This is a genomic window from uncultured Ligilactobacillus sp. (assembly GCF_948826705.1).
Classification (GTDB): Bacteria; Bacillota; Bacilli; order Lactobacillales; family Lactobacillaceae; genus Ligilactobacillus.
In genome coordinates, this window is record NZ_CAQLEL010000155.1 from 1 (window position 1) to 13334 (window position 13334).

The following is a 13334-nucleotide window of genomic DNA, read 5'->3' on the forward strand; positions in this document are numbered from 1 at the left end:
CACCTGCACCACATCCTCGGAGCCATGATAACCGCTTTTTGATGCCAGAGTCCCCTGAAAATCATCTGCCACCGTATAAATATTATAGCCGCCCGCTGTATTTCCAATCTCCATCTCCTTCGCAAGCTGGCCAAACGCATAATAAGCCCCGAGGCTTGTCCAGTGATGATCCGTCTTATAGTAGATAGCCTCCTGCCTGTGCTTATTAAGGACATTTATCAAATCAATCTTCTGAAGCTTATCCCCTGCCATTTTATTTACTACCATCAACGCTAGTATTCCCATATCCTGACAAGAGGGTAATGACATTGACTAGCTCAGATAGCCTAAGGGGGTAGCTCACCCCGTTATATTTTTAACCTATTAATATATTTTTATTAACAGTTATTTCCTTCCTTTTCACCATGTCCTACGACCTTGTAAGACATGGTTTTATAATACAAAAAAGCCCCAAAAAAGGGGGCAACCATTATTCTTCTTCCCGATTATCGACTAGCATCGCTTCAGCTAGAACAACTTCTTGGTAGAGCTTGGCAGCATAAGTTGCCTCGATCCTTCCTTCTTCGACCGCTTGTTGCAAATAAGCACGTTCAACTGCAAAACATCTGGTAAAGATACGATAACGGAAATTGTGATAAAAATCATTTTGGATCTCAGGTATTTGTAAAGCCCGTGCAAATCTTTGATTAAATTCCCTCAAAGATGTAGCCTTAGCTTGGTCTCGTAGATACATACAGATAACATCTTTAGCTCTCTTTGGTAGGTGCATCTTATCGACTTCCTTGATCGCTGCTTCGACCATCTCATGCCGGATCCGGGCAACGTTGGCTAAGATCGTAGCATCGTTTTGCTTTTTAGGCAAGATAAAGCGAAAAACGATCGTTGGGACTAGCATACTTAAGATGATCAAAATAAATTCAGCCATCAAGATCAAGCTAAACTCATTCCCCGAAACACCTAGATCAAGTAACGAAAAGACCAATGCCAAGGTCACAGCGCCATGAACTCCACCTAATGCAAAAACAACCGCATTTTTAGTAGTCTCTTTCAACTTATAACGAGCATATAGATAGCGGACCACAAGTGCAGCTATATATAACAAGACTCCACTGAGCCCCCAGATCGCAATATTTTGAAGACTAAGATACTCTCGCATCACTCGGACTACCATGATCCCAAAAATGACAAAGACCATGCTGTTTAAGATCGTATTCATGATATCAGTTACGCTCCGAGAGATAAAAGAAAGCCGTGCATCAACAAATAGCGATACGCGCGCCTCACTGTTGTGCATGATCCCGGCAACAACTACAGCTAAGATCCCAGAAACATGTAACTCTTCAGCGATCAAATAGATGATATATGGGGTCAAAACATACAAGAGCAGTTGGACTGTCAAACTATCGACCAAAGTCCGTAAAAGACGTTGCCGAAACAACATAACGATCGTGCAACAGATCACCCCGACAAAGATCCCCCCTAGAGCTGAGACCAAAAAATCAAGTGCTGTTTTTTGATAGCTGAATTGTCCATTGACGAGCCACAAAGCAGTAGCTTGTAATAAGATCAATCCTGAAGCATCATTAAAAAGCGACTCTAACCGCAGATACTCACTGGGTTTTTTAGGCATCGTCAAGCCCATCGAAACAGATGAAGTCGCAGTAGCATCCGTTGGTGTACTGATCGCTGCCATCACAAAAGCTAACGGCAAACTTACACCTACAGCTAAATGTAATGCTACTCCTGCAACGACTGTGCTCAACAAGACCATTACGACCGTGATCCCTATGATCTGCTTTAACTTATGTCTGAGGTTGCCAAAAGGTGTCGCAAACCCCTCAAAAAATAGTAACGGTGCAATGATCAACAGCATAAAGATCTCAGAGTGGAATTCTTCGATCCTATGATCGATAAAAGGTATCACACCACATAAGATCCCGATAAATGTACTCACGTAGTTGACTGATATTCGCGGGAAGATCCGCGAGACCATCAAACTAAAGATCGATACTAGCAATAAAACAAAAGTAGATGCTAACATCTTCTACCCCCTTTTGGTTTTGTGCTACTTAATTTATTATAACCTGGAAGTCTTCTTCGATAATAGCCCTAAATTTAATTTTATATTCCCTATAAAACTAAAAAATACTGCCTAAGATCAGCATCCAGACAGCATTTTCAAAACTACATTTCAAGTAATTGTTCTACTTTCATCAACGTAAATGTCGGTTTCTGCTCTAAGACAGCGTCCCAATCAAAAGCCCCCCAAAAAACACCTGCTGTTTTGACGCCCGCAGCATGTCCCATTTGAATATCATAGATCGCATCACCGATCATGACAGTCTCTTTTTTGGAAAGCTCATAGCGTTCTAACAAAAGCTCGATCCCATCTGGGGCTGGTTTATAGTGTTTTACTTGATCAGAACCAACTAGATCATCAAAGTACTCAACGATCCCTAACAGCTTTAAATTGCGCCGTAACGCTTCACTATGTTTACTTGAGACCGCATAGATCTGTTTGCCATTTTCCTTTAGTCTAGCTAATACTTCTTTGATCTTAGGATATAACTTGACATTGTCAGCTTCTAAGGTTTGATAATTTTGCCGAAAACTATCAAACATCTCATCCAAATCTTTGGTCGCTCCTAGCAGTGGAAAAGACTTTTCGATCGGGATCCCCATATAGCCTCGGATCTGATCACTACTTGGTTCGACCAGACCGAAATCAGCAAATGTCTTTTGCGTTGCTAAAACAGCTGTTTTTCCCGAATCAGCCAAAGTACCATCAAAATCAAACATATAATTGTTCATTACTTACTTCCCCCATAAAAACTTGAGCAACAAGCGCTCGACCTGTACATTATCGTGTAATTTACTGTGTTGGCCCATTTTACCACGGATCTCTTTTTCTTGATAACTTTTAGCCCTTGGACTGACTAAATAACGCAAGGTCTGAGCTGACTTGACCGGAACTGGTCCATCCGAGTCACTACCATCTAAAATATTTCCATAGATGTTTAGCACCTGCGCATTTTTAGGATAGGTCGTCTTTAAGCTCAAAAAGTTCTCAAAGTCTCCAGCAGTCACACTAGGCTTTCCATCTTTACCAAGCGTCACATCTTTAGGCATCTCATCAACTAGGCCGTTGGGAAATGCGGCTAAAGCGACTTGCTTATTTAATTTGGGCAAACTTCGATCGTCTGCATTATCCCTTAAATAATACAAGATCGCTGAATTGCCCATCGAATGACCGACAAAATTAAACTTCTCAAAGTGATACTTAGTCTGTAAAAGTTGGATGACCGCCTTTAGATACTGTGATTCCATTACAGCATTGACATTTTTATTGTTCTCAAAATTCGCTTCGACCAAGGGATCTTTAGCCCTCGATGTTAGCTTTCCTTGTAGATGTGCTTGACCATAGATGTCAACATTTACTCTGACGACTGTTTTTGTCACACCAGCTTTAACTGCTGCTTTGACCATTTTTTCTTCAGCACGATAACTACTGCCCCACCCATGCACGAATAACGTTGGGATGTTTGTCTTAGCATGGACAGTTTGTGGACTAAAGATAAAAAATAATAACAGTCCAAGAAATATTTTTATTACTTTTTTCATCGTCTCTTTAAATAATCATCCTTCTTAGCTTCAACGATCGCTTCAACTTGTACCATTGAAAGTGGCTGGCCAAATTTTGGCTTAGTTTTCAAATAATCAAATTCTGGTGAATCCACTCCAACATTGATATTTTCCTTAGCATTGACAGCGTAATGATGGATATGACCATGTAAATTGATGATCTTAGGTGCGATCCCTAACATCATCGGATAATGTGTCAGATAATATTGGCGGTGATCGTATTTGATCAAAGCACCAACATCGTGAAAGCTAAACTTAGGGTGCCCATTGACCTCATAATTATGCTTAGCTAGATATTTGAAGAGCGCACGACTATCATGATTACCTTTGATCAAAACTAAATTTCCATTGAGACGTTGCAAGACATCAAAAACATCTTGATGCGACTTTTTTTCTGGACGGACAAAATGGACTGCAATATCACCTAGATGATAGACCGTATCGTTAGGACCAACGACTTTGTTCCAAGCCTCGATGATCGCTTCATTCATCATCGAAGTCGTTAAAAATGGCCTTTTGGCAAAATCAGTGATCCCCAAGAGGTGTTCATCAAAAAAATGCGTATCTGAAGTTACAAATATCATGTCATTTCCCCCTGATCTTTTATATTATCGGGTAAACGAAGGTCAAACTCTGTGCCCTTATTTAGCTGAGAAATGACCGTTATCCGCCCACCATGAAGTTCAACTATATTTTTGACCAATGCTAAGCCTAGCCCAACACCTTGAGTGCTTGTTTTGTTCCGAGCGGTCTGCACTTGATAGAATTTGTGCCAGATCTTTTCTTGCTGGTCTAAAGCGATCCCTGGTCCATCATCTTTGATCGTCAAAAGATGTTCATGACCATTATTAGTTAAAGTGACACTGACCCTTGTTTTGGCAAACTTTAAAGCATTGCTCAACAGATTATCCACTACCCGTTTCAATAAAAGCTCATCGCCTAGATAAGGTTGCTGCTCTGTGATCTCACATGTCAACTCAAGTCCACGTTGCTCAAAGATCTTTTGCTGAGCAGTCACCCGCTCTTGGACCAATTGGGCTAGATCGAGCTTATTTTTCTTGAATGTTTGTCCGTTTTCTAATCTAGTCAATTCCAAGATCTGATCGACTAAGTTTTTCATCATGATCGCTTGTTGTCTGATGATCTGCGCTGATTCTTTGAGTTCAGCCTCATCTTTAGCATATTTAGTGGCATACTCACTTTCGGCTAAAATAACAGCTAATGGTGTGCGCAACTCATGTGATACATCGTTATTAAATTGACGTTCTCGTTCAAATGAATGCTCGATCGAAGCTAACATCGTGTTAAAAGTCAACGCTAGACGGCTCAATTCATTATTTTGTTTGGAAACCGTGATCCGTTTAGAGTAATCTTGGCTCAAAGTGATCGCTTGTGCTGTTTGATTGAGTTTATCTACTGGAGCGATCGCTTTTTTTAAAATGCGATATCCTCCGAAAACGACCCCTATGACTAAAAAGGGAGCGACCAAAAAAAGAGCAAGCAAAAACATTTTTAATTCATGGCTCAAGCCTCCTTTGATCCGGATCGCACGGAGCCACTCATTACTATCTTTGATCTTAACATCAAAATACTGATAAGTTATATTGCCACTTGTCGTTTCTTTTAATTGTTCATCAGTAAAACCAAGCTTAGTATCAAAGCCACGTGGCAGACTTCCGCGGGTGCGCTGACCATTTTTGTTATAGATCACATAATAGATCCCATCATCAAAGTTTTCATAATCATCGATCTCTTGGCTAAATTCCAATGCGGAATGTTGCAATTTTTGTTGACCTTTGCTATCACCTAAATTAACACCGATCACATAAGCTACACCTAACATCAAGGCAAAAAATATCACGATAAACACACTATACCAAAGTGTGACTCTATAAACGATACTCCCTTTACGCTTCTTTAACAACATAGCCCAACCCTCGTTTTGTCTTGATCAAAGCTGGATCTTTTGTCTTTTTACGGATATTTTTGATGATCACATCAATGATATTTGACTCACCTTCATATTCAAAGCCCCACACATGCTCACGGATCTGGTCTCTTGTCAAGACCTGTCCGCGGTTGCGACATAAATATTCCAGTACTTCATATTCCTTAGCCGTTAATTCGATCAAAGCAGTACCTTTTTTCACCTGCTTTTTGGCAATATTTAGCGTTATATCGCCTAATTGGACTGTATCGCTCAAAACATCACGCTTTTTTCGACGTAGCATTGCTCTGATCCGAGCCAACAGCTCTTCAAACTCAAATGGTTTTACCAAATAATCATCTGCACCTAGATCAAGCCCTGTTATCCGATCAGCTAAGGAATCCTTGGCCGTCAACATGAGAACTGGAACTTCATCTCCTTGTGTGCGTAATTTTTTGATAAAAGCAAAGCCATCCATCCGTGGCATCATCACATCTAAAATGATCAGATCGTACTCTGCTCCTAACAGGTGATCTAACGCTTCCTGACCGTCAAAAGCAGGATCAACGCTATAATTTTGTGTTTTTAACAACTTTACTAAACTACGATTCAGTACGCGGTCATCTTCAACTAGTAAAATTCTCATCCTTATTTCCTCCACGATCTACCTTTAGCCTAACTTAACAAAATTAATTTGTAAATATATCCGCTATTCATCTTGTGTTCATCTTTTGATCCTATACTAAAGACATCAAATAAAGAAAGTAGGTATCACAAATGAACAACTTAAAAACAAAAGTCTTGCTCGCTTTAGCGGGCCTGACCTTGACGGGTGCTAGCGTTTTACCAGCAGCTACTGTTTTAGCGGATAGTACTGACAAAAATATCAGTGCTAAGGTCAGCTTTGAGCAAGCAACAAAAACAGCTCTAAAAGAAGCCAAAGCCGGTAAGATCACTCAGATCGAACTTGAAAACAAGAAAAACAAGCCCGTCTATGAAGTTACGATCTTAGACGATAAGATCGAAAAAGAATACAAGATCGACGGCAACAGTGGCAAAGTTATCAAACATAGCACAGAAGATATCAGCGATGATAAAGAAGATGTCCAATTGAGCCAAGCGACACCTAAACTTTCACTTGAAGATGCTGAAAAGAAGGCCAAAGAAAAATACAGCTCAGCTAAATTGCGTGAGATCAAACTCGATATCGAAAATGGCAAAACAGTCTATAAAGTAAAATTGCAAGATAATAATAAAAAGATCAAACTCGTTTTAAATGCCGATGATGGTACGATCCTCAGCGAAAAAACTAAGTGAGCTAAATGAGAGGCTGTGACATAGACCTTATCTACAAGAAGCCCACCCGAATCTTTAAAAAAATTCGGGTGGGCTTCTTTTTATCCTAAAATATCTCACTTGCTTTGAGGCAGGAGCTTTACTCTCAAAAAGCTCAGACCTATCCATTGTAAAATCCACAAAAATTTTTCTATAATGAAGTGACGGCTTAAAACAAAAAAGGACCGCCAATCTGTAACGGAAGTGAATATATTTTATGCAAATCACCGAACTCTTACCCGAATTGATCACTAAACTTGCACCAACCGGGCCTTTTCCAGCTGATCTCTCAGCCCAATTTGCTTACTGGCGACAACTTGTAACTAAACGCCAGCCAGGAGACTTACCCAAACATTACTTACAACAAGAAGATCACTTGTTAGATCTCATCTGGCAAAAGCGTGGCCACATTGAACTAAGCGATCTGACTGAATATAAATCTGGAATATATTTAGCCAAAGGAGATCTAACATGTCTAAAAGTCGATGCGATCGTCAATTCTGCTTCAGACCAAATGCTTGGATGCTTTGAACCAGAACATATCTGTTTGGACAATGAGATCCACGTTCTAGCTGGGAGTCGATTACGTGAAGAATGTGCTTTGGTGATGCAACACACTCATCTAAAGCCTGGTCAAGCTCGGATCACCGCTGGTCACCATCTACCAGCAAAACACGTCATTCATGCACTAGCACCTAAAGTTACGGGCGAGCCGACATTAGAACTCCAACAACAACTAGCTACTTGTTATGAAGCCACTTTGACATTAGCGTTAGAAAATGGTCTCCGCTCGATCGCTTTTTGTAGTCTAGGGACTGGACATAAAAATTTCCCCAGCCCATTAGCTGCTCAGATCGCACTTGATACCACTGAAAAATTTCATGCTAAACATCCCGAAATAAAGATCATTTTTTGCCCTTACAAAGATATTGATCATAACCTTTACCACTATTTGTTAAATAACTAGACCAAAAAAGGAACTGAAACTCTATGAGTCTCAGCTCCTCTTTTGTTATATCAACATTCAGTGACCACTTATCAGATCTCTTCTTTTTTCTTGCTAGCCACTCAAAGCACCTGATCCACCAGCTAAAATACTCAAATACCTAAGCTAGGCCATTTTCAGCTATAGATGGCAGAGTTTAAATTTATTTTTTGAATTTGAATGCTTTGAATATTAAGATCAATGCAAACATCACCATCAAACTTACTTGGCCCCAAAGTGTTTGAAAGATATTATTTGTGAGTGGTAGATGAACTAACGTAGCCGCAAAAGCTAAGGCTCCAGTGTAGAAAAGTCCACTACCAAAGTAATCAGGCCACTTAAAATACAACATCAAATAGATCACAAATACCAGCCCGATCCCCCACAATATTGCGGTACCAAGAGGATAGATCAAAGTTTTTGGAGTAAAATGATCACTCAATAGCAACACACTTACGTAGACTATAAATGCTACACCCATGCCTAAATAGCTACGCCACGGGACACGTTTGAAAGCATCATTGCCCAGCAAAGTAAGCGTGATATTGAGTAAAATGATCATCCCGACCATCTCAATAATATATTCGATAACATTGATCTCAGTATGCATAAACGCTAATAATGTTAGCAGACAAAAGATGAATACGCTCAGACTCGACTTTTCTTTTAAGTTTTCTTTCCTATCAGCATTTATTTCAGCTAATAGTTCATCTGCTGCCACTTTAGGATCAGTGCCAAAATATTGTTTTGCTGTTTGCCCCTCTGCTTGCGCTTCGAGCATATCTTGTAAGATCTCTAACAACACCGCTTCTGTTGCTACCTCATCTTTACCTTTTACCCGTAAATATACCAAAAGTTTTTCATAATATTTTTGATTCTCACGCGTTAACTTTTCACGCAACTGGTTATTTTTTTCGATCAATGGCTCCATCTTCATTTCCCCCTGTCTGTTCGATGACCGCTGTCACTGTCGCCGTAAGTTGTTGCCAATCCTTAATAAAATTTTGGATCTGAATTTGACCACTAGTAGTTAAGTAATAATATTTTCGCTTTGGTCCCTCACTTGAAGCACGTAACTGACTTTTTAAACAGCCTTGTCTTTCTAATTTTTGCAAAAGCGGATAGACTGTCCCTGCACTGAGCTCAAAAAAACCTAGTTGCTGTAGCTTAGTGACTAATTCATAGCCATAAACTTCTTGTTGGCTGATCACTAATAAGACACAGCCCTCCAACGTTCCTTTTAATAGTTGTGAATTATTCATCAGCTCATCCTCCTACACCCCCGATTATATATCCTCTCCACTACTATGTAAAGCATAATAGTGAGATATCCCCGTAGATGATCGTTTTGTCTGATATAACCAATTGGTGTAGCCACGATATAGTGCTAAGCGATTTTCACGTGAAACATTTTGCCAACATAAAATGTCAGCGATACCATTACTGTTAACGAGGTCTCCATAACCGTTTACTTCTTTTCTAGCATCGCTATCTGCGTGCCAAAACTTTTTGGCCTGCTTACGTAGATCAGATTCAAGTGGATTGACACCATCAAGATTGCCATGCGAATAGCGATAGCGCCATGGTACTCGCCCTTTTCCATGTGGGATCCCATAATTAAAAGATTCAGTATCTGCCAAAGCCCGCAATTCTGATATCTTGTATTTTTTAGGATCTGAACAAAATCCACCTGTTTTTTCCTGTTTGATCACGTTCCACTGACTGACAAACTCCAGCGTATCGATATTGATGATAAATTCCACCATTCGTGCATCATTGAAACGCGAAAAATATCCATAGCTCGAATTTTTAGCCAGCTGCACCTTCATATTTTCTGGTACAAAATCAGTTTGTTCAGCTAAGTGACGATTGTGATAATTTGCCCCAGTCTCAAAATCCAGCTCCACTCCACATTGCTTGGCATAAACTGCTAAACGCCAAAAATCATTGGGCAAAAACGGATATGTCTGCCGTAAATAACTGATGGCTTGCCGATCGATATGACCCCGGAAAAGATTTAACCGTCGAGCAAAATCAGAGTTTTCTTGAGCTAACGGCTGACTATTTTTAGGAGATCTTCCATATAATTGCAAGACTAATGCTCTAAAAAGCACATTAAATTCAGCTAATGGTGAAAGGTCAGCCCAAATGTGATATCTAGCCATCGGGGCAAGCTGTAAAAAGTTATGTTCATCCACATATGCTCCTAAATGATCCAACACTAACTGTATTTTCAAGCGTGCTGGCAACAAAGAACGTTTCAGCATCTTTGTATATAGTGGCGTTCCAACTTCATGGATCGCTTGCCAACAAGTCATTGATACGCTAGCTTGTTTGAGGCAGTTTTGCCGGTAATAACGTAAACTGCGCTTATCCCAGCCTTCTTTAGCTAAATTTGACAATTGCTGCTCTAAAGTCATCATCTCCATCGTATTCCTTTCGCTTTTTAAGTAACAATACCATGAAAACAACTTTCTTTTCACGCAAAAAGAAGCTGTGACATAAGTATTCTTTTTTGAAAACTTATATCACAGCCTCACCAGTATAAATTAATTTTGTTTTAATAAACCATTTTTACGTAAAAAACGCTCAAGTTGTACTTCATTATCGTCATGGCGGACCCCATTTTTGATCTGGGCGCCATCTTTTTTGGCTAGCTTGCGCGTAGCATTCATCGAAGCATTCATTGGATCGCTCATGCTAGTGGTAAACGGAATGTTATCTTTGATCGCTGGGTGGATCTTTTTTACGTTCACTATCAGCTGCCCGAGCGTAATTATCATATCCTTCTGGATAAGCTTCTTTTCGTTCTGATCGCACGATATCTGCCTAAACATTTGTGCAAAAACCTAAGATCCCAGATAATACTACTAAAACTACTGTAAAAATACTGCTCTTTGTCATCATTATCTCATACCCTTCTTTTTTATTACGTTTAGTATAAACAATGAAGTTAACTACAAGGCAAGTATTTTTTCGATCTTTATTTAGTATAGTCGACATCTTTTGTCTCTTTTGTGGTCAGCCAAGCTACAACTGAGGCCACAGCTAAGACAAACATATACAGCCCCGCTGCATGCGCGCCAAAACGTGCGATCAGCCAAGTCGTTACCGACGGAGCTACAGCAGCGCCCACCACTGCTGCTAGGTTATATGTGATCCCAGCTCCTGAGTAACGAACTTTTGTCGGAAAAAGCTCTGGTAAAACAGCCCCCACAGGTCCATATAACGTCCCCATGATGACAAATCCGACCCCTAAAAACAACAACATGCCCACTAAATTATGCTGTCCACTTAGAAAATACGGAAAGACCAAGGAAAAGACGACTAAGCCAACTGTAGCAGTCAACAATACTTTCTTGCGTCCGATCTTATCAGCTAACAATGAAGTCGTCATGATCAAGACCGCAAATTCGATGATCGCTCCCATCAATAATAACAACATCTCAGAATGGCTAAAGCCTAAAGCTGTCGTCGCATATGCTAAAGACCAGGTCGTCAAAGTGTAAAACATCGCATATGTTCCCCCCATGATAAATGTTCCTTTGACGATATCTTTCCAGTAATCGGAAAATAATTCCTTCAATGGTGTCTTGGTCGTCGTATCATTTTCTTGCGCTAATTGGAAAAGCGGTGTTTCTTGCAGATGATGTCGCACATAAAGTCCGATCACGACTAGGACCGCTGACACCAAAAACGGTACGCGCCAACCAAAAGCTAACATCTGCTGTGCCGTCAAAGTTTTCTCTAAAACAAAGAACAGACCGTTACATAAGAAAAAGCCGATCGGAGCTCCAACTTCAGGAAAAGCCCCATATAAAGCACGCTTGTCCGCAGGTGCGTTTTCAGTCGCCACTAAAACGGCGCCAGACCACTCACCACCAAGTCCGATCCCTTGGACAAAACGACAAGCACATAGCAACAACGCCCCCAAGACTCCAACACTGCTGTAACCTGGCAAAAAACCGATCAAGATCGTTGAGACTCCCATAACTAGCATCGATAATACTAGAGTCTTCTTACGCCCTAAACTATCCCCAAAGTGTCCAAATAAAAATGATCCCACCGGTCGAGCCACAAATGCGACCCCAAATGTCAATAAACTCAAGACGGTCGCCAGTAATGGCGTCATCTGTGGAAAAAAGACTTTGGGGAAATACGCTGCCGCAGCTGTTCCATACGCATAAAAATCAAAAAATTCGACGGCTGTTCCGATCATCGAAGCCAAGATCACCGTCTTGACTGAACTTCTAACAACTTCTGTTTCTGATAATTTTGTTTCTGATCCCATCATGATCAAATTCCTCCCCTTTTAATATGTGATCTGTAGTTCTAATATCTGCTCTGTGTCCCTCCTTTTTAATTTAAGCTACAAAAAAGGCGTAGCGACCATTTTGACAAACAGTCGCTACGCCCAAAAGTTGAGTCTGCTCCTGTCTGCACCACGGTGATGCAGACAAGCTAAACTATCCGCACCACCTAAGAAATGATCCGAATAATAATAATGCTATTGTTAGTTTGCAGTTGTTTAGTTGCAGTTCTCATCTTTTTTCGCCTCACTTAAATTTGATAAGTCAGAGTTTATCACACTAAAAATTAAAAGACAACAAGAAAATTAATTCAAATTTTAAAAATAACAGTGTAAATACTTGTTTCTCCAACTATGAAAGCGTATAATTTTAAAAAATATTTTTATGTGGAGGTCAAAAAAATGCGCGAAAAATTGCACACTGGTGAGTTGTATTTACCAAATGATGAAACGATCATGACCGAACAGACAGCTTGTTTAGAACTGCTCTATGAATTTAACCAGACTCGTCCCCATGAACAAACCAAGCGTCAGACTTTATTGCAACAAATGTTTGGCAAGATCGGACCAAATTGCTATCTTGAACCACCATTTCATGCTAATTTTGGTGGTAAGCATTGTTATTTTGGTGACCACATCTATGCCAATTTCAATTTGACCGTTGTTGATGACACTCATATCTATGTGGGTGATCACACAATGTTTGGACCTAACGTGACACTAGCGACTGCAGGGCATCCGATCTTACCTGAATTAAGAGAAAAAGGGTATCAACATAATCAAGCGATCCACATCGGTAAAAATTGTTGGCTCGGTGCAGGTGTGATCGTCTTGCCTGGAATTTCGATCGGCGATAACACTGTGGTCGGCGCTGGTAGTGTCGTCACCAAAGATCTGCCCGCTAATGTCGTTTCTGTAGGCGTCCCCTGTCGTGTTTTACGTCCGATAAATGAACATGACCGTAAATATTATTTTAAAAAATCACCGATCAACTGGGAGGAAATAACTGTTAATCAAAATATATTAAAATGTAATCAAACGCGATATAATATCTACAAAAAAGATGAAATGTGAGGTAGATATTATGGCGATATTAAAACCAAAAGAAATGGCTGAAAGATTGGGCGTTACCGTTC

At 40.2% G+C, this 13334-nt stretch carries 15 protein-coding genes; 3 read left to right on the forward strand and 12 right to left on the reverse strand.

The window, feature by feature from the left end; genetic code table 11:
- The 7 genes from Q9Q35_RS11655 to Q9Q35_RS11685 form a co-directional block, all read right to left on the reverse strand.
- On the reverse strand, positions 1-252 hold a 252-nt coding region (locus Q9Q35_RS11655; RefSeq protein WP_304653521.1), incomplete at its 3' end, for a DHHW family protein.
- 217 nt (positions 253-469) lie between these two features.
- Entirely contained in the window at positions 470-2041 is a 1572-nt protein-coding gene (locus tag Q9Q35_RS11660; RefSeq protein ID WP_304653522.1) for a sodium:proton antiporter, read from the reverse strand.
- Between the two features lie 143 nt (positions 2042-2184).
- Positions 2185-2811: an HAD family hydrolase gene (locus Q9Q35_RS11665; protein ID WP_304653523.1), complete on the reverse strand. Its 627-nt coding sequence runs from the start codon at positions 2809-2811 to the stop codon at positions 2185-2187.
- A 3-nt stretch (positions 2812-2814) separates the two neighbouring features.
- Positions 2815-3621 (reverse strand): alpha/beta hydrolase, encoded by an 807-nt coding sequence (locus Q9Q35_RS11670; RefSeq protein WP_304653524.1) that lies wholly within the window; start codon positions 3619-3621, stop codon positions 2815-2817.
- On the reverse strand, positions 3618-4226 hold the full coding sequence (locus Q9Q35_RS11675; protein ID WP_304653525.1) for a metallophosphoesterase: 609 nt from the start codon (positions 4224-4226) through the stop codon (positions 3618-3620). Before Q9Q35_RS11675 ends, Q9Q35_RS11670 begins: the two co-directional genes overlap by 4 nt.
- The gene (locus Q9Q35_RS11680) at positions 4223-5569 is read right to left on the reverse strand and encodes a cell wall metabolism sensor histidine kinase WalK (protein WP_304653526.1); all 1347 of its coding nucleotides are present in this window, start codon (positions 5567-5569) and stop codon (positions 4223-4225) included. Before Q9Q35_RS11680 ends, Q9Q35_RS11675 begins: the two co-directional genes overlap by 4 nt.
- Positions 5550-6215 (reverse strand): response regulator transcription factor, encoded by a 666-nt coding sequence (locus Q9Q35_RS11685; protein ID WP_304653527.1) that lies wholly within the window; start codon positions 6213-6215, stop codon positions 5550-5552. The genes Q9Q35_RS11680 and Q9Q35_RS11685 overlap by 20 nt, the downstream gene beginning before the upstream one ends.
- A gap of 131 nt (positions 6216-6346) precedes the next feature.
- On the opposite strand from Q9Q35_RS11685, the gene Q9Q35_RS11690 reads away from it, so the two are divergent.
- Both Q9Q35_RS11690 and Q9Q35_RS11695 read left to right on the forward strand, forming a co-directional pair.
- A complete protein-coding gene (locus Q9Q35_RS11690; protein ID WP_304653528.1) occupies positions 6347-6886 on the forward strand; it encodes a PepSY domain-containing protein in 540 nt (179 codons plus the stop codon).
- Positions 6887-7121: 235 nt separating this feature from the next.
- Positions 7122-7871: a macro domain-containing protein gene (locus Q9Q35_RS11695; RefSeq protein WP_304653529.1), complete on the forward strand. Its 750-nt coding sequence runs from the start codon at positions 7122-7124 to the stop codon at positions 7869-7871.
- 181 nt (positions 7872-8052) lie between these two features.
- Here Q9Q35_RS11695 and Q9Q35_RS11700 read toward each other — a convergent pair whose 3' ends face one another.
- The 5 genes from Q9Q35_RS11700 to Q9Q35_RS11720 form a co-directional block, all read right to left on the reverse strand.
- Positions 8053-8820 carry a DUF1129 family protein gene (locus Q9Q35_RS11700; RefSeq protein WP_304653530.1) on the reverse strand — a complete coding sequence of 256 codons (768 nt, stop codon included), beginning with the start codon at positions 8818-8820 and terminating at the stop codon, positions 8053-8055.
- Entirely contained in the window at positions 8795-9151 is a 357-nt protein-coding gene (locus tag Q9Q35_RS11705; protein ID WP_304653531.1) for a PadR family transcriptional regulator, read from the reverse strand. The genes Q9Q35_RS11700 and Q9Q35_RS11705 overlap by 26 nt, the downstream gene beginning before the upstream one ends.
- Before the next feature lie 24 nt (positions 9152-9175).
- Positions 9176-10318: a DUF3114 domain-containing protein gene (locus Q9Q35_RS11710; RefSeq protein ID WP_304653532.1), complete on the reverse strand. Its 1143-nt coding sequence runs from the start codon at positions 10316-10318 to the stop codon at positions 9176-9178.
- A gap of 120 nt (positions 10319-10438) precedes the next feature.
- A complete protein-coding gene (locus Q9Q35_RS11715; RefSeq protein WP_304653533.1) occupies positions 10439-10645 on the reverse strand; it encodes a hypothetical protein in 207 nt (68 codons plus the stop codon).
- A 227-nt stretch (positions 10646-10872) separates the two neighbouring features.
- Positions 10873-12180: an MFS transporter gene (locus Q9Q35_RS11720; protein WP_304653535.1), complete on the reverse strand. Its 1308-nt coding sequence runs from the start codon at positions 12178-12180 to the stop codon at positions 10873-10875.
- A gap of 420 nt (positions 12181-12600) precedes the next feature.
- On the opposite strand from Q9Q35_RS11720, the gene Q9Q35_RS11725 reads away from it, so the two are divergent.
- A complete protein-coding gene (locus Q9Q35_RS11725; protein ID WP_304653534.1) occupies positions 12601-13272 on the forward strand; it encodes a sugar O-acetyltransferase in 672 nt (223 codons plus the stop codon).
- The last annotated feature ends 62 nt before the right edge of the window (positions 13273-13334 follow it).